At 40.2% G+C, this 21294-nt stretch carries 11 protein-coding genes; 7 read left to right on the top strand and 4 right to left on the bottom strand.

What is annotated here, in order from left to right; translation table 11 throughout:
* Window positions 1–38 precede the first annotated feature (38 nt).
* The 3 genes from BACPLE_RS17035 to BACPLE_RS17025 are packed head-to-tail and all read right to left on the bottom strand — an operon-like array spanning window position 39 to window position 4722.
* Entirely contained in the window at window positions 39–2150 is a 2112-nt protein-coding gene (locus BACPLE_RS17035) for a glycoside hydrolase family 2 protein (protein WP_007564222.1), read from the bottom strand.
* On the bottom strand, window positions 2147–3259 hold the full coding sequence (locus BACPLE_RS17030) for a glycoside hydrolase family 88/105 protein (RefSeq protein WP_007564220.1): 1113 nt from the start codon (window positions 3257–3259) through the stop codon (window positions 2147–2149). The genes BACPLE_RS17035 and BACPLE_RS17030 overlap by 4 nt, the downstream gene beginning before the upstream one ends.
* Window positions 3260–3276: 17 nt before the next feature.
* Window positions 3277–4722, bottom strand: a complete 1446-nt coding sequence (locus tag BACPLE_RS17025) for an alpha-L-fucosidase (RefSeq protein WP_040313371.1) — start codon at window positions 4720–4722, stop codon at window positions 3277–3279.
* Between the two features lie 188 nt (window positions 4723–4910).
* Between BACPLE_RS17025 and BACPLE_RS17020 the strand changes: the two genes are divergently transcribed.
* The 6 genes from BACPLE_RS17020 to BACPLE_RS16995 all read left to right on the top strand — a co-directional run bounded on the left by BACPLE_RS17020 (window position 4911) and on the right by BACPLE_RS16995 (window position 17744).
* On the top strand, window positions 4911–8933 hold the full coding sequence (locus BACPLE_RS17020) for a hybrid sensor histidine kinase/response regulator transcription factor (RefSeq protein WP_007564214.1): 4023 nt from the start codon (window positions 4911–4913) through the stop codon (window positions 8931–8933).
* 153 nt (window positions 8934–9086) lie between these two features.
* Window positions 9087–12215, top strand: coding sequence for a SusC/RagA family TonB-linked outer membrane protein (locus tag BACPLE_RS17015; protein WP_007564212.1), 3129 nt, complete (start codon window positions 9087–9089; stop codon window positions 12213–12215).
* A 32-nt stretch (window positions 12216–12247) separates the two neighbouring features.
* A complete protein-coding gene (locus BACPLE_RS17010; protein ID WP_007564210.1) occupies window positions 12248–13864 on the top strand; it encodes a RagB/SusD family nutrient uptake outer membrane protein in 1617 nt (538 codons plus the stop codon).
* 90 nt (window positions 13865–13954) lie between these two features.
* Window positions 13955–15184: a DUF2264 domain-containing protein gene (locus tag BACPLE_RS17005; protein WP_007564209.1), complete on the top strand. Its 1230-nt coding sequence runs from the start codon at window positions 13955–13957 to the stop codon at window positions 15182–15184.
* A 104-nt stretch (window positions 15185–15288) separates the two neighbouring features.
* Window positions 15289–16821, top strand: a complete 1533-nt coding sequence (locus BACPLE_RS17000) for an arylsulfatase (RefSeq protein WP_040313369.1) — start codon at window positions 15289–15291, stop codon at window positions 16819–16821.
* Between the two features lie 20 nt (window positions 16822–16841).
* Complete coding sequence (locus BACPLE_RS16995) at window positions 16842–17744, top strand: alkaline phosphatase (protein WP_040313368.1); 903 nt, start codon at window positions 16842–16844, stop codon at window positions 17742–17744.
* 85 nt (window positions 17745–17829) lie between these two features.
* On the opposite strand, the gene BACPLE_RS16990 is transcribed toward BACPLE_RS16995, so the two are convergent.
* The gene (locus BACPLE_RS16990) at window positions 17830–19524 is read right to left on the bottom strand and encodes a Na/Pi cotransporter family protein (protein ID WP_007564203.1); all 1695 of its coding nucleotides are present in this window, start codon (window positions 19522–19524) and stop codon (window positions 17830–17832) included.
* 81 nt (window positions 19525–19605) lie between these two features.
* Between BACPLE_RS16990 and BACPLE_RS16985 the strand changes: the two genes are divergently transcribed.
* The gene (locus tag BACPLE_RS16985; protein WP_185150565.1) at window positions 19606–21279 is read left to right on the top strand and encodes a nucleoside kinase; all 1674 of its coding nucleotides are present in this window, start codon (window positions 19606–19608) and stop codon (window positions 21277–21279) included.
* Window positions 21280–21294: the final 15 nt, after the last annotated feature.

Raw genomic sequence — 21294 nt, 5'->3', positions numbered from 1 at the left:
CATTAAAAAGAACGGGGCCTTAAAAGCCCCGTTCTTTATTACCATCCTGCATGCTCCTTCTTATTCTCATGCACGACAGTCCCCCTATTCTTTTCACCAGTATAGTTCCATTCTATCTCATCTACGTACTCTTTTCCCTGATAGCTGACTACAGCCTTCAATATATTCTTTCCCTGAACCAGCGTCACTTTATCAAATACATAGTGCACCTCTGTATATCCTTTACGGATACCTTCCAAAGGTTTCCCGTTCAGATATACCACCGGAGTTCCGATATTAGAATACACGGTTACCGAAGTTTCTTTTCTTTCTCTGTCCACATTACGACGCTGTGTCAGATAAAGTACAGGTTCCTTACTCCAGTTAGCTTTATACCAATAATAGGAATCCTTCTTAATCTTACGGTCGAAAGTTACCATTCCCTTCAAGTTACGTGCAGGAACTCCTCCACGCTCCCACATAGGCACAGCAAAATCAAACATATTCCACAAGTAAGAAGCAATAATGTAAGGGTGTTCAGCAATCACGCTCCACTGATACTCATGTACTTTTGTCTGGAAAGTCTCAGGATAAAAAGGTTTTCCCCAATTCAAGGCATCTCCCAGATATTCAGTCTGATGCTCCAAGTTCGCATCCGCCCCATACTCTGTCAACATCAGTTTCTGCCAGGGGTAATTTTTTTCCAAACCTTCCACCCAAGGTTTGATATCCTGTATCTTCCTTTCATACCAGCCAAAGTAGCGGTTCATCCCTTGAACGTCTGCATTCTGGTTCACCGGATGTTCAGCATGTCCATACCCGTTTACAGCAGCCGTATAACGGTCCGGATCATCCGTCTTACATACATCATGCAACGAACGGGTCAATGCAGCTGTGTAACCATGCGGATGATACACCTCATTATGAATTCCCCAAATATAAATGGAAGGGTGATTAAAATTCTGTCGAACCAATTCTCTCATCTGCTGATGGGCATTATCCCATTCCTGCCCCGTCACCCGATTTACAAAAGGAATCTCAGCCCAGACTATCAGTCCCAGACTATCGCATTTAGCATACATATACTCTGCCTGCTGATAATGTGCCAGGCGAATGGTAGTAGCTCCAATATCCATAATCATGGCTAAATCCGCGTCATGTTCCTGATTTGTCAACGCACTACCTTTTCCCCACCAGTCCTGATGGCGAGTTACTCCATACATAGGATATTTCTCTCCATTCAGGAAGAAGCCTTTCCCGGCCACAATTTCATATTTACGGATACCCAACGGCTGTACCACTTCATCAATCACCCGTCCCTCCTGCTTCAGACGGGATACTACCTTATATAAATAAGGATCTTTCCGTCCCTGCCACAAATGCGGACGTTTTAATTGGAAAGAAGCCGTATACGACTGCATTCCTTGCGGAGTCAGTTCCAAACTGCGTACATGCTTCTTCACCAGTTTGCCTTCCGCATCATAGATTGCATTCTCCAGTTCCAGTGTTTCCGGTTGCAAGGAAGCGTTGTCCAGTTTCACCTTCACATTTACTTCCGCTGCACTTTTCGACACATTTTTCTGGGTAATATAGACCCCTGGAGAAGCATAATCTTCCACCGCAATATGACAAGGCTCTGTCACTACCAACGACACCGGGCGATAGATACCTCCGTATACTCCAAAAAGGCTATGGTTCACCGGAATGACATCCGGACGAGCTGTATTGTCAGCCTTCACTACAATCTCATTGCTCTCCCCATATTTTACCTGCTCACCAATCTCACAGACAAAGGCGGAATATCCTCCCTTGTGTGTACCCACCAGATAACCGTTGACATACACTTCCGTACAAGTCCCCACACCTTCAAAGCGCAAGAACAAACGCTTCCCCTTCATGGTCTCGGGAATCACATAAGTCTTACGATAATAAGCCGCTCCCTCATAAAAAGAGTTTGTCTTCACCTGCATATCCTGCGCATTCCAGGTATGAGGGATGGTCACCTCTGTCCATTTACTCTCCCACTGGGCAGCTGCCTTCATCACGTCTGTTGCAAACGGCCCTTTTTTAAACAACCAGCCATCATTAAAGCTGATTACCTCTCTTGAAAAAGCGCCTGTCGCACACAGACCAGACAACAGGCACGCTCCTATAATCTTATGTAGTTTCATTTTTCTGACATTTTATACAATTCACATCCGGCCATCAGGAAAGCTCCCACGCCATACACTTCCGTCATGTCGCGAGTCACTTTCCTGGGGTCGGCGCCAATAGGCTGTACATATCCCAACTTCCCATTCTTTTCTACCGCATCAGTCAAAGCTTTCCAGCCCCTTTCCAAAACCAGCAAAAAAGCATCTCTGTCCAGCAAATGCTGGTTTACCCCATAAGCAAGTGCATATACGATGAATCCTGTCGCACTGGTTTCCGGTGAAGGATAAGATGCCGGATCCAACAGACTGGCATGCCAGTAACCGTCAGCACTCTGCAATTCGGCTACTCTCGTAGCCAGTGTCACAAATAATTCCTGATAAAATTTCCGGGAAGGCTCATCCGCAGGCAATGCTTTCAGAATTTCAGCCAATCCGCCAAGTACCCATCCGTTTCCACGGCCCCAGAATACCTTCTTCCCGTTTGCTTCCTGTTTACCTATATAGCGAGTGTCACGATAAAAGAGATTTTCTTCTTTGTCAAAAAGCAAATCGTAGGTAGCCTTGTATTCCCGGTTCATAAAATCAAGGTACTTTCTGTCTAAAGTCTGCCCGTAAAGCTTGGCATACACAGGAGGCGCCATAAACAGCGCATCACACCATGACCAGCGTGTCAAGGTTTCCATCTTGCCATAATCCAACTGCATGGAAGCCATTGGCATATTCTCTACCACCCAGTTGGCTCGTGCCATTACAGGTGTAATCATCTTCTGTTCCTTATATTTCTGATACAAATCAATAAAAGGCTGCCCCACGGCTATAAAATCGGCATGGTACATCCATTTCCCCATCTGAAAATGATTGCGTCTTCCGATTTTCAGAAGCCAGTCATAATATGCCCGGTTACCATCCTCCTTTTCTGCCAGTTCTGCCCAGTCTATCATACCCATGTACAACGCCGCATTGGTCCAGTCCAGGTCACCATGCTCATGGCGTTTGTCCGGATTAGCAATTTGCCAATCGGCCACACGCTTCATAACTTCCTTTATTTCCGATTTCCTGAAATTCGTCTGTCCCCAGACTGTGAGGGTTGAAAACAACAGACAGGCACACATCCAAAAATGTTTCATAGTTTTTCTTTCTATGATTAAGTCAAAGCAGCCTTATATTTATCCACAGAGCCATTTACTATTTCTACTTTTAATTTAATGACGAATGGATCACCTATTATCTTCTCTGGTACTTTAACATTATATTCATTATTTGTAGTTTCCACCACTTTCACCTTCTGCCCATCTAGTGTAACAGCCTCTACCGGCTTTAATTCTTTTGGTGTCTTCACTGTCAACCATTTTGAGAAAGGCAGATTAAATACAACCATATAGATATCATTTCCATTACGGGTATAGTACCCCCAATCTTGTTTTTCTAAGCCTGCATAGTCACAACCATAAACACACTCACCATTCTTTTTCATCCAACGTCCAACAACCTCAGCCAACTCTTTTTCTTCATGACGGAAATCACCATCAGGTTGCGGGCCGAAATTCACGACCATATTACCGCCCATAGATACAGCATGTACAATTCGTTCCAACACCTCTACAGAGTTCTTTACATAGCTCAATGACCAATCCTTATGATACCCCCATTGATTTTCAGGAATAGTCATACATGCCTCCCAGTCCCATTTTGTCACTTTTAAATCTTTTACCGGATCTGGCAACCGACGTTCATACCCCGACTCATAATCCCCCATCAAATGGCCATTACTATCAAAATGACGCTTACCATAATCATCTGCACGCAAACGACTATTAATAGTAACCCCGGGAAGCATCTCTTTCAACATTTGTTCTACATGAGCTGTCCACCATCCATTTTTTTTGATACTTTCATCCCATGTACCATCAAACCAGAAGTCTTTCACAGTAGGGTAAAGACTTGCTAATTCTTTCAATTGATTATCTGTAAACTCGAGAAAACGTCGAAAAGCAATCTCATCATCTTCTGACTTTATATCATAACGGTAATCAGGATGGCTCCAATCCATGACTGAGAAATAAAAATGCACATCAATGCCTTCTTTGTTATAAGCTTTTACCAGTTCTCCTAAAATATCTTTTTTATAAGGGGTATTTGCCACTGTATATTTAGTATATTTACTAGGCCATAAACAGAATCCTTCATGATGCTTAGTTGTAATTTTCACATACTTTACTCCCATTTCTTTAGCCATTCTAGCCCACTTAGTAGCATCAAATCTTTGGGGATTCCATTGATTCATTAATTTCATCCACTCTTCAGAAGGAACATTTGCCCAACTCTTTAACCATTCTGCTGCCCCATTATAGACCTTTCCGTTCCATTCACCTCCAGGAATAGCATATAATCCCCAATGAATAAAAGCACCCAAACGATGACTACGAAAACGTTCCATTGCCGCATCGTGACGTTTGCCTAAACGATCTGCACCATATTTAAGCATTATCTCCTGTTCTGCAGGTAACAAATCTGATGATTTTTTTTGCTGAGCACATAAATTGCCACAAGCAACCAATAATAATACGAAAGTTAATATTCGGTTTCTCATAATATAATTTTTTTAGTTGTAACAAAAATAGAAGGAATATATAAATCCACATATTATCACTAGTTCTCAATCCTCCACCTATTCTCTTTTTGGAAGATTTGTACACTTTATTCGGACGTATTTGCCATTTAATACAATAGTCCATTCGTTTTTTTCTCTATTTTTGTACCTAGAAAATTACTAAATATATGAGAAACTTTGCCATTCTTATTTTCTGCTTCATTGCATACATAACAATACAAGCTCAAGATTTATACTTCAAACACCTCGGAATTCCAGATGGATTGTCTCAGGTTTGTATACATACTATCTTTCAAGACGAATTCGGAGCTGTATGGATTGGTACAAGCGAAGGGCTAAATCGTTATAATGGAAATAACGTATTAGCTTTTCCCTTGACTAATGCTGAAAAAAAAATATTTAACAGCAATATAGGGAGAATAAGTGGCAATAGAAATGGGACATTGTATATTATCTCTGAAGGAGACTTGCTCGATATTAACTTATATACTCAAAAAGTAAAAAAAATAAGAGATAAAGGGGTATATAATCTTTTCTGCGAAAAAGATACATTATGGATAACATGTACTGATGGCATATATTATTATACACAACAAGAAAAGAAACTTTCTTTATTTACTCAGAAACCTAATAAAATAACCAATTTATATATTGACAATGATACTATATGGGCTATCAATTCAACAGCACTATATCGTATTTCAAGAAAGAATCCTAATGATATAACAAAAGCTGCAGACTTTAATAATGGGAGTTGCATTTTTGTAGACAAAAAACATAATATATGGATTGGAGGATGGAATGGATTATACCGTTTCACCCCCTCACAAACTCTGATTCATTACACAAGTAATGACACCCCAAAAACAATATCACATAACCAAATACGTGATATTATTGAAGACAATTATGGGAATATATGGATTGGTTCCTTCAAAGGAATCGATTGTTTCCACCCAGAATCTAAATTCTGGACACATTACACAGAATATGGAGTATCTCCCAATACACTAAGCCATTGCTCTATACTTTCATTATGTAAAGATATACAAGGTAATATCTGGGCAGGAACGTATTATGGAGGTGTCAATGTATTTAACCCCAATCCGTCTAGTGACTACTTTTACCATGCAGATCCTTTAAAAAAGAACTGGCTTAACTTTCCTGTAACTGGGAAAATGGCAGAAGACAAAAAAGGGAACTTATGGATCTGTACAGAAGGAGGAGGGCTACATAGCTTGAACCGTACCACAGGAAAATTCACACAATATACCCATCAATCAGGAAATAATCAAAGTTTGGGAAGCAACAACCTAAAATCAATATTATATAATACCCAAAATGAAAAACTATATATAGGAACTCATTTAGGAGGAATGTACATCTTAGATTTAAAGACTCAAACAGGACATCGTCTTACTCATAAAACCGATGATATACAATCACTACCTTACGACATTGTCAATGAAATTCAAAAATATAAAGATGGACTCATTGTATTAACACAAGGAGGGGTTACCTTCATGGATATTCACAATGAAAAGTTCCTTCCTCTCTCAAACGCCCCCCAAATAAATCAAGTATTAAACCAAAAGTTTGCCTATGAAACTTTCCTAATTGATAGCAGAGAACGATTATGGTTAGGACATGTAAAAGGAGGAGTCACATCTATCAACCTCAGAAACAACCAATTAACTTATTATAAGCTTGATTCACTCAAACAAAGTGGCGTGTCACAGATTTTTGAAGATTCTCAAGGAGAAATCTATATCTGCACTATTGGATCAGGTATATTTCATTATCTAAACCATAAAAACTTTTTTGAAGCATACAATGTTGGCAACCAAAGTATACCTAATAATTTTTGCTACTATCTATGTAATTCAAATAAGCCCAATAATTTGTACCTGATTCACGGGAAAGGATTATCTATATTTAATACACAAAGCGGAAAAACAGAAAACACATTCCGTTTTTTTAATCAGACCTACAGTTTAGGCTCAAGCCTATTTAAAGATTCCAAAGGTAGACTTTATATAAGTGGAACTAATGGATTAGCTGTTATTCAACAACAAACTCTCGACAATACTCCACAATCACAAACTGTTTCTTTTGACAGATTATTTGTATATAATCAAGAAGTATTTCCAGGTGACAGTACAAAGATATTATCACATATATTAAACAAAACAAATACGTTAGACCTTTCATATAATCAAAATAATATCACTATTGAATTTTCAACATTTAATCACTTCAACGATTTATATCAATCATTTGAATATTTTCTCCAAGGCTTTGATAACAGCTGGAATCAGACGCATGGACGAAATATTACTTATACTAACCTCCCCCCAGGAAATTACAAACTAAGGCTACGTCCTGTTGCTCAAAATCAGTCAACAATACAAGAAGCACAATTAAACATTCATATAGCCCCACCATTTTATGCAAGTTCATGGGCATATACCATATATATTCTTCTTACATTAGGAGTCATTTTAGTGATTATTAATTTCATAATCAAACAAACGTCTTTACGCTCATCATTAAAATTCGAAAGAAAGGAAAAAGAAAGAATAGAAGAATTAAATCAACTAAAGATAAATTTTTTCACAAATATTTCACACGAGTTTCGCACACCTCTAACCCTTATCTTAAGCCAGTTGGAAACATTGCTACAAACTGATTATTTAAGTACAGCCATTCATAACCGAATCTTGCGTATATATAAAAACGCATGGAATATGAGAAAATTAATTTCAGAGTTGCTTGACTTCCAAAAGCAAGAGGAAGGAGGTCTAAAATTAAAAGTAGAAGAGCATAATATGGTCAGTTTTGTCCATCAAATATATACTTCCTTCCACGAAATCGCATCTCAAAAGGAGATTGAATACCATTTTCAAGCTTCAACGGAAAATCTGCCAGTCTGGTTTGATGAACTGCAAATGCACAAAGTATTCTCTAATCTTTTATTAAATGCTTTTAAATATACTCCCACACATGGCTGCATAAACATAGAAATTTATTCGAACAATAAAGATGCGATAATAACAGTGTCTGACACAGGTATTGGAATCTCAGAAAAAGATATACAGAAAATTTTCAATCAGTTTTACCAAGTAGAATCTCAGCCGAACTCACTAACTCCAGGTACTGGTATCGGGCTCTCTATTGCAAAAAATATTGTAGAACTACATCACGGCAATATTATAGTTCACAGCACTTTACAGAAGGGCACTCGTTTCACAGTATCACTCCCTCTTGGAAAACAACATTTTAAAGAAGAAATATTAACATATGCGAGTCAAACTGAAGCTATTTTACCTACAGATTCAGAAATTAGGCTTTCAACATTCTACATTCCTGAAAAAGACGAAGAAATCGAAATAGAAGAAAAGCAAGAAAAAGAAAATATAAACAACCCTGTCCTACTTTTGGTCGAAGATAATGAAGAATTATGTAACATCTTAAAAGAAGTGCTTCAACATACATACCAACTACATATTACACACAACGGACAAGAAGCTCTAAACCTAGCTCAGGAACTCAATCCTGATTTAATAATTAGTGACCTCCTACTTCCCGGTTTATCAGGGAAAGAGCTCTGTTACAAGATTAAAAATAATATAGAACTATCCCACATTTCCATCATTTTAATGACTGGACAAATGTCTGTTGAGAACATGATAGAATCATTTATGTTTGGGGCAGACGATTATATTATTAAACCATTTGACATAAGAGTTCTTTTAGCTCGCTGCCGTAGTTTGTTAAAGAACAAAAAGCGCCTGAAGGATTATTACACCCATAATCCTTCTGTTCCCGTAACAACAGAAGCGGATGCGATTAGTGAAGCTGATAGAAAACTATTAAAAAAATGCATAGACATTATACGTGAGAATTTTACTAACCCAGAGTTTGATGTAATGGTTTTAGCGAATCATCTTTGCATGGGCAGAAGCAAGCTGTACACAAAATTCAAGCAACTAGTAGGAATCCCCCCAAACGAATTCATCCTAAAAATCAAACTGGAGGAAGCCATGAAACTCTTAAAAGAACATCCAGAATTCAATATATCTGAAATATCTATCCAATTAGGATTTTCTTCTCCCCGTTATTTCAGTAAATTATATAAAGCATATTTTGGCGTAGCTCCTCAAAGTATACGAAGCAAGAAAGAGAAATAGGGTAAAAATGTCCTAGTAAGGTGGTAGGATTTTCCATATACACATTTACCTACCGCAAATAAGACTTCTATAATTGGAGATTTTGTTTGGGGTACATATTTTCGCCACTAGAGAAAAAAACGATTTTATACATTAAATTAAATGTCTAAATCTATGAAAAAACCTATTGCTTACCTAAAATTAAATCATGTATTGCTATGCTCTGCCATAGGATTTACAAGCTTGAATGCTATGGCTGAAAGCACTAATAATGCAATCAATGAAACATTATCTGTTTTACGTACAAACCAAGGAAATCTAACCATAAAGGGTACAATTTCTGACAAAACAGGTCCTATTATCGGAGCCAATGTGATTATAAAAGGCACCACAAATGGAGTCATTACAGACATTGATGGAAATTTTACTCTTGAAAATGTCAAAAAAGGAGATATCCTTCAAGTTTCATTTATAGGGTATTCCACTAAGGAAATAAAAATCTCAAATAATAACAATTTACATATACAATTAGATGAAGATACTCAATCCCTAGAGGAAGTTGTGGTTGTAGGATATGGTTCGCAAAGAAAATCTGATTTAACAGGTGGTGTAACTGCTGTTGGAGAAGACAAACTCGGATTGGTATCCACCAATAACTTGATGGATAAATTAGCCGGACAAATTCCCGGATTAAATATCTCAACTGGTAATGCTCAACCTGGAGAAGACCAAACTTTGCGCATCCGAGGAAATAACTCATTAACGGCTAGTAATGACCCTCTTATTGTAATGGATGGTATCCCTTATAGTGGTTCGTTAGGTGATATTGATCCGGACATTATTGAAAGTATGTCTGTATTGAAAGATGCATCTTCTGCCGCTATCTATGGTTCAAGAGGATCTAATGGAGTTATTTTAATACAAACTAAAAAAGGAAGACAAGGTAAAGCTACTGTCACCTATAAAGGACAGGTTGGTATGGCTGAAACTGAGCGACGTCTTGACATGATGAGTGGAGATGAGTATTTACAATACCTTTATGATTATAATCATTTAAAAAATGGGATTCCCTACGACCAACTCACTCCTGAGAGCGTACTAGGAGCAGATGAATTAGCAAATTACAAAGCTGGACGTACTATTGACTGGCAAGACAAAATGTTCCGCCAAGCTTTGGTGACTAATCATCAAATATCTCTAACTGGAGGAACAGAAAGCACCACATATATGGCCTCAATTTCTCGCTTGCGCCAAGATGGAGTTGTACGGAACACTGGCATGAAACGTACCAACATTTCACTTAACATTAACCAGAATTTAGGCAAATGGTTGAAAATCGGTATGAGTATGCAAGCCATACAAAAAGAATATGGAGGAGAACTTCCTTATCTGGAAGCAGGTCTTAAAATGAGCCCATTTGGTACATATTCAGATGAGGAAGGTAACCTGGAATATTACCCGATGAGCCGCAATACTTTATTCTATAACCCTATGTCAGATTGTGATGCCATAGAAGACAAGACAAACCGAAACGTATTTATTTCAACTTTTGCTGACATAACCCTCCCTGTAAAAGGGTTAAGTTTCCGCACAAACTTTGGATACAACTATCGCAACAATTTTGTCGGCACATATTATGGAAGAAATACTCTTACTGGTAGTAAAGTAGATGGAGCTGCTTCCATTGAAAATACACATTACTGGGATTATACATGGGAAAACATTCTCAAATATGAAAATACATTCGGAAAACACAAAATCGATGCTACCGGCTTGTTCTCCATACAAGAAACGAGTAAACAATATTCCAAACAATCTGCAGAAAGTTTCGTTAACGATGAAGGAGGCTATCACAATATGGCTGGAGGAGAAAAAAATAAATCACTATCCTCTTCGCTCACAGAAACAGCACTACTCTCTTACATGATCCGATTGAACTACGCATACGCAGGCAAATATTTGTTAACTCTGACCGGACGCTCCGATGGATATTCTGCTTTTGGAGCCAACAACAAATATGCCTTCTTCCCATCTGCCGCTGCTGCATGGAATATTTCTTCAGAAGAATTTATGGAAAACACCCGCAACTGGCTGGACATGATGAAGCTACGCGTATCATACGGTGCTAACGGTAATCAAGGTATCAACGCATACCAAACCCTAGACCGCCTGAGCCTGACACAATATATCTGGGGAGATGGAGGCAACACAGTCAATGGAGTATATCTACCTACTAACGGAGTAGGAAATCCCAATCTAAAATGGGAAACGACTTATACATTCAATACTGGTATTGACTTTGGTCTCTTTAACGGACGCCTTAGTGGTAACATTGACTTCTATATCGCAAACACCAAAGATTTGTTGATGAACCGAACCGTACCTTATATGAATGGATATAGAAGTATCCTTGACAATATCGGACAAACTCGTAATGTGGGAGTAGAATTTGCATTAAATTCAATAAATATTGAAACAAAAGATTTTTTATGGAAAACAAATGTCAATTTCTCTCTAAACCGAGATAAGATTATCAAATTACAAGAAAACGGGAAAGATGATATAACTAACAAATGGTTTATTGGAGAACCAACCAACGTTTACTATGATTACAATGTAATTGGTACATGGCAAACGGATGATCCACGTTGGAAATGTTTAGTAGAAAAGGATAATGCAGGAAACATTATCAGTGAAAAATGGGGCTATTATACTGATGACTGGAAAGAAATTCAGAAAGGAGCAGAACCAGGCTCAGCAAAATTGGAAGATGTGGACGGAGATGGAGTTATTACAGCTGATGATAAAAAAATCATTGGATCCAAGTTGCCCAGCTTCCTTATGTCAATGACAAACAACTTTACTTATAAGGATTTCTATATGTCATTTGTATTGAACGGTGTTTTCGGGCAATGGAGACAAATGCATGACCAAAACTTTGATAGATGGATGCCTGAGTTCAATTACTTAAGTGGTATGAATTATTGGACAGAAAGTAATCCAACCAATGAAATGACTTCTCCATCCTACGTACCATACGAAAAACACTCATTCTATAAAAAGATGAATTACGTACAACTAAAAAACATTACTATTGGATATAACATTCCAAAAACATTTACACAGAAACTGGGCATCACTTCAGCACGTGTAGATGTCAGTGTTAATAATGTTTGTACTTTCAGCAACATAAAAAATGCATTAAATTACGATAATGCCAAAGCAAATGACGATGAAAAAGGAGTTGTCGTTGGTTATCCTACCGCCCGTTCATACATGCTTGGATTAAACGTAACTTTCTAACCTAATTTATTAAACCTAAAAACCAAAAACACATGAAACATATTATTATATCAGCGGCTTTATCCGCTGTCACACTAATAAGTACAGGATGTTCTGGATTTCTAGATGAAGAAATGAAAAGCACATTAGGTCCAGATAATACATATACTAGTAGCTATGGTTTTGAGCTTGCTGCTACAGGACTATACGGATGGGCTCGTTCTGAATTTAACACCTGGGGAGAAGCTACAACTTCACAGGGTCAAGCATGCCCTTACGAAATGTTCCAAATCGCTACTGATATAGTACATCAAGGCCAACAGATGGATGGTTCATTAAAGCCTTTTGAATCTTTATCTTACACCCCTTCTACAACATTCGTTGTATCATATTGGAACTGGGGATATGGCTTGATTTCATCTGCCAATGAGTTATTAAAATATGCAGATATCAATACAAATTGGGATAATGATACAGACAAAGCGCTGTATCAAGCTACAGCCCGATTTTTCAGAGCATATGCTTACAGATATTTAGTTTATCTTTATGGTGACGTTCCTTATGTAGAAACCATTGAAACTAACTATCGTACAGACTTTACCCGCACTCCCAAAGCTGAGGTATTGGAAAAGATGATTAATGATCTGAAGTTCGCAGAAGAAAATCTACCTGAAAACCCAGACAAGGTAGAAACTGGTAAACTTACTACATGGGCAGCAAAACATCTGTTAAGCGAAGTCTATCTGATGGCAGGGCTATACACGGAAGCTAAAACTAAAGCCGATGAGGTCATAACAAGCCCATACTTCCACTTAATGCAACAGAATGAACGTTTCGGAGCAGAAAAAGATAAGCCAGGAGATGTTTTCCATGACATGTTTATTGAAAATAATCAAAATAGGACTTCCGGTAACATGGAGTCTATTTGGGTAATGCAATATGAATATCAAACAGATGGAGGAGGTGGTGCTTATGATGATTGGACACGTCGTGCATGGAATCCAAGATACTGGGATAAATTAGAAGGATTCACTCTAGCAGACTCTTTAGGTGGGCGTGGACTAGCACAAATAGTTCCACTAACTTGGTGGATTGAAGATCAAACTGACTTTTACGATGCAAATGACATTCGTAATTCAGAATATAATATTAAACGTCATTGGTACTACAATGACCCTCAATACCCTGATAAAGTGGGAAAAGAGGCTCCTATTACAAAAGAAACAAGAGAAAAAAATCAAATTTATCCAGTAATAACCAAATTCTTTTATGGAAAAGCAGATAATTTAACATACGAAGGAAACAATAAAGACCGTATGAAATTCCGTTTAGCTGAAACCTATCTGCTGAAAGCAGAAGCTTGTATCCAGTTAGGTGATACTAAAGGAGCTAAAGAAGCCATCAATGCAGTAAGAAAACGTGCAGGCGCTACAGAAATTTCCGAAAGTCAGGCTACCATGGATTTCCTACTAGACGAACGCATACGTGAACTTGTTGGAGAAGAATTACGCAGATTCACATTGGCTAGAACAGGTAAATGGCTGGAACGGGTAAAGAAATACAACAGCTATTCTGCTCACATGGATGAGCACCATCTACTTCTCCCAATTCCTCAGTATATCATAGACCTAAATACAGGAGCTGAATTCCCTCAAAATCCAGGTTATTAATCACTATACTTCTATCAATATCTCCTTACAGGAAATTTCTTGTAAGGAGATTTTTTAGTCTATAATCAAACATTAATCTTTTGCAGCTACATGACTAATCAATTCAAATTATTCTTATTTCTCCTGTTAGGATGTTTTACATCATCCGTACATGCATCTTACGACTCATCATCACAATCTGGAAATGAGGAACGAAAGATATGGGTCAACACATTAGTTAAAATCTGTGATCCAGTACTGACTAATCTAGCTAATGAAACATTGAAGACCAATATGCCACAAGAATCACTGGATCCTAAAAGAGGACATCAGTTTTCTCATCTAGAAGCTTTCGGCCGAACTATATGTGGTATTGCTCCCTGGCTGGAACTAGGACCGGACAATACAGAAGAGGGGAAACTAAGAAGCAAATATATAAACCTTACACTCAAGGCCTTATCGAATGCCGTTAATCCAAAGTCAGCTGACTACCTAAATTTTAAAACTCCCTATCAGCCTCTAGTAGATGCAGCTTTTCTAGCCCTAGGCATATTAAGAGCTCCAACCCAGCTATGGGGAAATCTAGATAAAGAGACAAAGACCAACTTAATAACTGAGTTAAAAAGAACACGCTGTATTAAACCTTTCAATAGCAACTGGCTACTTTTCGCATCCACGATAGAAGCTACTTTACTTGAGCTTACAGGAGAATGTGAACTAGACAGGCTACTACACGGCGTAGAAACATTTCGTGACAAATGGTACGTAGGAGACGGAACTTATGGAGATGGGCCACAATATCATGCAGATTATTACAACAGTTTTGTCATTCACCCCATGCTGACCGAGACACTCCTTATCATGGAAAAACACCACGTAAAAGGAGCCGAATTCCTACCCACACAAATAAAACGTTTCACCCGCTACGCAGAACAACAAGAACGATTAATCTCACCAGAAGGAGCATATCCTGTTATCGGACGCTCCATTGTTTACAGAGTAGGAGCTTTCCACGCATTGTCCCATGCTGCATTATTACATAAACTTCCTAAAACTGTAACACCTGCACAAGTACGATGTGCACTTACTACAGTTATTAAACGCCAGTTCAACGCCCCACATACATTTGATGCCAAAGGATGGCTACGTATTGGGTTCGCAGGAAGTCAAATCAGAATGTCTGAAACATACATCAATACAGGAAGCACTTACTTATGTACATTTGGATTTGTAGCATTAGGCTTACCATCTACAGATTCATTCTGGAGCGCAAACTTTACCCCCTGGACTTCATTAAAAGCATGGAATGGAGAACAAGTAGAAGCAGACCATGCAATCTGATATCTACATTTTATTTTTATAGGGGCTGTACTTACAAATGAAAGTTTTGAAGTGCAGCCTCATTTTATTATCTTTATACCATAAAAAGACTTCACCAATCCATTATGAACCGAATTTTCTCTTCCGCAATCATACTGGGCACAGGAGCATGCAGTCTTCCTCATGCCCTTATGGCCCAGCAACAGCCACACATCATCCTGATAATATCGGACCAACATCGAGGTGACGCCCTGAACTGCATGGGTAATCCCTCCGTCATCACCCCGAATCTGGATGCACTGGCGCAAGATGGTACCTTGTTTACTAACGGCTACTCCTCTGCTCCCAGCAGTACACCGGCCCGTTCCGGTCTGCTCACAGGCCTGTCTCCCTGGCATCATGGCATGCTGGGATATGGAAGAGTAGGCAGCCAGTACCGTTATGAAATGCCCCAAATGTTACGCGACTTGAATTATTTTACTTTCGGCATCGGAAAGATGCACTGGTTCCCGCAAAAAGCATTACATGGATTCCATGGTACACTCGTCGATGAAAGCGGCCGCGTAGAAACAAAAGACTTTATCAGCGATTACCGCCTGTGGTTTCAGATGCAGGCTCCGGGACTTAACCCAGACAGTACAGGTATCGGATGGAATGACCATGGCGCAGCAGAATATAAACTGCCCGAAAAACTTCATCCTACCGTATGGACCGGAGAGATGGCCTGTGAAATGATTCATAACCATAAGAAGGGCAACAGACAGCCTCTTTTCCTGAAGGTTTCTTTTGCCCGCCCGCATAGTCCGTATGATCCGCCCCAGCGTCTGTCTGATTTATACAAAGGACGTGACGTACCGGCTCCATTCATTGGAGAGTGGTGCAAAAAGAAAGACTATGCCCGTCTGACAAAAGTAGAAGATACCCCCAAGGATGCTGCCTTCGGAAACTTTGGTGAAGAATATGCAAAGAACTCACGCCGTCACTATTACGCCAATGTGACTTTCATTGATGAAGAAATCGGGAAAGTAATCGAAGCCTTGAAAGAAGAAGGTATGTATGACAATGCACTCATCTGTTACGTATCAGATCATGGCGATATGCTGGGCGACCATTTCCACTGGCGCAAGACTTATCCTTATGAAGGTTCCGTACACATCCCCTATATTGTGAAATGGCCCGCTGGATATCAGTTTGATAAAGGAGGAAAAATAGATGCACCGGTTGAACTTCGCGATTTACTTCCCACTTTTCTGGAAGCTGCCGGTGGTACAGTTCCTAATGACATGGACGGACAATCTCTGTTCCGTCTGATGAAAGGGGAAACATGGCGTACATACATCGACCTGGAACATGCCACTTGCTATAGTCCGGATAATTACTGGTGTGCCCTGACTGACGGTAAAATAAAATATGTATGGCGTTTCCATACCGGAGAAGAAGAACTGTTTGACCTGGTAAATGACCCTCATGAATTGAAGAATGTGGTACATGAAAAGAAATATCGCAAAAAATTACAGGAACTTCGCCAGGCAATGATCAGTCATTTGTCTGAACGCGGAGAAGAGTTCGTGAAGGATGGAAAACTTCAAATACTGAAACGTACTATACTATACAGTCCGTTATTCCCAGACAAGAATCCGGTGGATACGGGAATCTGATTATTATAATGTTATTTAATATGAAAAGAAAACTATTTTTTATTCTAAGCTGTCTGATTTTTACAGCAGTTTTTCCATGCCAGGCTGCCAAATGGAAAGCTCAGCATGTAGTTATGATTGGCATTGACGGATGGGGTGCTTACAGTGTACCTAAAGCCTCTATTCCTCACATTAAAGAGGTGATGCAGAAAGGATGCTACACCCTAAAAAAACGTTCCGTATTACCATCTTCTTCTGCGGTAAACTGGGCTTCCATGTTCAATGGAGCAGGCCCTGAAATCCATGGCTACACCGAATGGGGATCACGCACCCCCGAAATACCATCCATGGTTACTAACGAACACGGAATCTTTCCGACCATATACTCTGTTCTGCGAGAAGCAAAGCCAAACGCTGAAACAGGATGTATGTATGAATGGGAAGGTATCAAATACCTGGTTGACACATTGGCAATTACTCATTATGCACAGGCTATCGGATATGACAAACAACCCGACTTGCTATGCAGTATGGCCGAAACATATATTATGAACAAGAAACCAACTTTCCTTGCTGTTTGCTTTGATCAGCTTGACCATACAGGGCACCACGACGGGCACGACACTCCAGCTTATTATCAAAAGCTCGAGGAACTGGATACTTATGTAGGACGCATTGTAGAAGCTATCAAAAAAGCCGGCATTTATGATGACACCATTATCATACTCACAGCCGACCACGGAGGTATCAAGAAAGGACATGGAGGAAAAACCTTGCAAGAAATGGAAATCCCCTTTATCATTGCAGGTAAGAATGTAAAACAATACGGAGAATTTAAAGAATGTATGATGCAGTTCGACACGGCCTCTACCATTGCCTACATCTTTGGACTCAAACAGCCACAAGCATGGATTGGTCGCCCAATGAAGCAAGTTTTTAAATAATCAGGAACCTTGCTTTTATATTCCAATTTGATACAAAAAACCTCGACGTTCCTATCCAATTTTAGGGAACGTCGAGGTTCTTTTTTCAGGCTTTCTTTTCCTTTACATCCCGGTGGGCCTCTACCACATTCACTGCATAATCGCCTAACTTCTCACATTCGGCGATAATGTCCATGTAGTGTACACCCATCTGATAATCATATTTCTTTTCGTTGACGTCAATCACATTCTGAATCTTCAACTGGTTACGATAGTTATTGATTTCCGTTTCAATATTAAACGACTTGTTGACATCTACCTGCTGATGCACATCTTTCACCAGAGCAATCATCTGTGTCAGAGCATCGTCTGTCAGCTGAAACATTTGTGCGATGTGTTCATATTGTGCACTCGTGAAGTCCTCATTTCCACGACGCTTCCGGTTGATGGTACGAGCCAAATTATAGCAGCTGTCACCAATACTTTCTATCTCTGTAACTTCGCGGAGCATACCTCGAATTTGTACCTTACTTTCAGAGCTTAGTCTACCTTCCGATACCAATGTCAGGTAATTGGCAATCTCCACTTCCATGTTGTCACTGATATTCTCGTACTTCTCAATACGGCTGAACAACTTGTTGAAATCATTTTCATTCTCCGTATGCAACAGGTCACGTACCATGCGGAACATACGCTGTATACGCTCAGCAAACAGATTGATTTCTTTCCGTGCCTGAAGGATGGACAATTCGGCCGTAGAAAGCATACCGCCCGTAATGAACTGCAAACGGTATTCTTCTTCCTGCTCCTTCTGAGGAATAATTTTGCAAACCGTTTTCTCGATAAAATGTACAAACCATATCAGAAGCAGCACATTGCACACATTGAAGCAAGTATGGAAAGCAGACAATTTGAAAGATACAGCCACTCCGTCTGCCTCGCTCACGTTCATAAAGTCAGAAATAATCCAGTCTACCATCGACAGGAAAGGCTTAAATAAAATCAGTACCCAAAGCACACCGAAAACATTAAACATAAGATGAGCTAAAGCTGCACGGCGTGCCTGCGTATTAGCAGTCAACGCAGCCAGGTTAGCCGTAATGGTAGTTCCGATATTCTCACCTAATACCAAAGCTGCTCCCAGTTCAAAACTAATCCATCCGTTGGCACACATAATCAACGTAATAGCCATGGTAGCCGCCGAAGCCTGCACAATCATGGTCAGCAGCGTACCAATCAATACGAACAGCAGGACAGAGAAAAAGCCCATGTCCGTATAATTCTGGACAAAGGCCAGCATATCAGGATTATGACTCAAATCGGGCGCATTGCTTTTCAGCAGATTTAATCCCATGAACAGAAAAGCAAACCCGAAGATGAACTCACCGACAGATTTACGTGAACTTTTTTGAGAGAAAAGCAGTGGAATACCAATCGCCAGAAGCGGCAGAGAAAATGCAGATATATCTACTTTAAAACCGAGAGCTGAAATAATCCACGCCGTCACCGTGGTTCCGATATTCGCTCCCATAATCACCCCGATAGACTGAGAAAGTGTCAGCAAGCCGGCATTTACAAAGCTGACCACCATTACGGTTGTAGCCGAAGAGGACTGAATCAGAGCGGTAATCAACATACCTGTCAGCACTCCCGTCACACGGTTTGTGGTCATTGCGGTTAAAATACTACGAAGGCGGTCGCCCGCAAACTTCTGAAGTCCCTCACTCATGATTTTCATTCCATAAAGGAACAGCGCCAGTGATCCAAGAAGCGCTAAAAAATCATAAAAAGAATATTCCATTTGTAATTAGTTAAGTTGGAAAGAGGCTTTTAATTGTTTAATGAGTAAATTAACTGCCTATTCACAAGGTTAGTAACACATATTACATTTATGCTACAAATATATTGCAAAAATAATAATTCGACAAGAGAATTCCCGGAGGGAAGCTCACTTTTGGATATTTATAACGGTTTTAATCTGGCCATGCCCTACGGTCCGGTCAGCGCCAAAGTCAACAATAAGGTAGAGAGTCTCGACTTCCGGGTGTACTACAATAAAGATATTGAATTTCTTGACATTACCAGTTCTTCCGGCATGCGAACTTATGTCCGTTCGCTCTTTTTCATCCTGGTCAAAGCGGTAGAAGAACTCTATCCGCAAGGTAGTATTTCGCTGGAACATCCCATCTCAAAGGGATATTTCTGCAAACTGCATATTGACCGTACCATCGGACTGGATGATGTGCAGCGCATCAAACAGAAAATGCAGGAAATCATCGCGGCCGATATTCCCTACACACGCACTGAAAGTCACACGGAGGAAGTGGTTCGTCTGTTCGAAAAACGGGGGATGATGGATAAGGCACGACTATTGGACACTTACGGTCAGCTTTATTCTTACTACTATCAATTGGGCGACACGGTGGACTGTTATTACAGCAGCCTGGTACCCAGTACAGGCTACATCCGCCTGTTCGACATTGTGAAATACTACGACGGACTGTTGCTGCGTATCCCCAGCCGGGAAAACCCGACCAAACTGGAAGAGGTGGTGAAGCAGGAAAAAATGCTGGAAGTGTTTCAGGAATATCACCGCTGGAACCAGATTCTGGGCATCAGTACGGTAGGCGATTTAAATGTGGCCTGCAACCACGGACATGCCACCGACCTGATTAACGTATCGGAAGCCTTGCAGGAAAAGAAAATAGCCCAAATAGCGGATGAAATTACCCACCGCAACCAAGACGGGAAACGGGTAAAGCTCGTGCTTATCTCCGGTCCGTCCTCCTCTGGAAAAACCACTTTCAGCAAGCGACTGAGTATCCAGCTCATGACCAACGGCCTGAAGCCCTATCCCATTTCACTGGATGACTATTTCGTCAACCGGAACGATACCCCGCTAGACGAGAACGGCAAACACGACTTCGAATCCTTGTATGCCGTAGACCTCCCCTTCTTCGAAGAACAGTTGACTACCTTGCTCAACGGAGGAGAGGTGGAACTGCCACGCTATAACTTTACCACCGGAAAAAGAGAAATGAGCGGTAAGAAGCTCCGGATAGATGAACACATGATACTGATTATTGAAGGTATCCATGCACTGAATCCGGCACTGACTCCGCACATACCCAACGAAAACAAATACAAAGTATATGTGTCAGCACTAACTACTATTCTGCTGGACAACCACAACTACATCCCGACAACCGACAACCGTCTGCTGCGACGAATCATCCGCGATTACAAATACCGCAACTACTCGGCCGAGGAAACCATCGCACGCTGGCCAAGTGTCCGCGCCGGAGAAGAAAAATGGATTTTCCCCTATCAGGAAAATGCCGATGCCATGTTCAACTCAGCCCTGCTGTTCGAACTGGCTGTATTAAAGGATTACGTGGAACCCGTTTTGCGCAAGGTGCCCAACCGTTGTCCGGAATACTCCGAAGCACACCGTCTGCTCCGCTTCCTGAACTATTTTGTTTCCGTACAAGATAAGGAATTGCCCCCTACTTCCCTGCTACGAGAGTTCTTAGGAGGCAGCAGTTTCCAATATTAAAAATTTTGCCTTTTT

The organism is Phocaeicola plebeius DSM 17135 (assembly GCF_000187895.1).
GTDB lineage: Bacteria > Bacteroidota > Bacteroidia > Bacteroidales > Bacteroidaceae > Phocaeicola > Phocaeicola plebeius.
This window is presented reverse-complemented; position numbering and strand designations above follow the sequence as displayed.

Coding starts and splice junctions, on each gene's coding strand:
- BACPLE_RS17035 (WP_007564222.1), bottom strand. CDS start 2,150: ATGAAACTACATAAGATTATAGGAGCGTGCCTGTTGTCTGGTCTGTGT.
- BACPLE_RS17030 (WP_007564220.1), bottom strand. CDS start 3,259: ATGAAACATTTTTGGATGTGTGCCTGTCTGTTGTTTTCAACCCTCACA.
- BACPLE_RS17025 (WP_040313371.1), bottom strand. CDS start 4,722: ATGAGAAACCGAATATTAACTTTCGTATTATTATTGGTTGCTTGTGGC.
- BACPLE_RS17020 (WP_007564214.1), top strand. CDS start 4,911: ATGAGAAACTTTGCCATTCTTATTTTCTGCTTCATTGCATACATAACA.
- BACPLE_RS17015 (WP_007564212.1), top strand. CDS start 9,087: ATGAAAAAACCTATTGCTTACCTAAAATTAAATCATGTATTGCTATGC.
- BACPLE_RS17010 (WP_007564210.1), top strand. CDS start 12,248: ATGAAACATATTATTATATCAGCGGCTTTATCCGCTGTCACACTAATA.
- BACPLE_RS17005 (WP_007564209.1), top strand. CDS start 13,955: ATGACTAATCAATTCAAATTATTCTTATTTCTCCTGTTAGGATGTTTT.
- BACPLE_RS17000 (WP_040313369.1), top strand. CDS start 15,289: ATGAACCGAATTTTCTCTTCCGCAATCATACTGGGCACAGGAGCATGC.
- BACPLE_RS16995 (WP_040313368.1), top strand. CDS start 16,842: ATGAAAAGAAAACTATTTTTTATTCTAAGCTGTCTGATTTTTACAGCA.
- BACPLE_RS16990 (WP_007564203.1), bottom strand. CDS start 19,524: ATGGAATATTCTTTTTATGATTTTTTAGCGCTTCTTGGATCACTGGCG.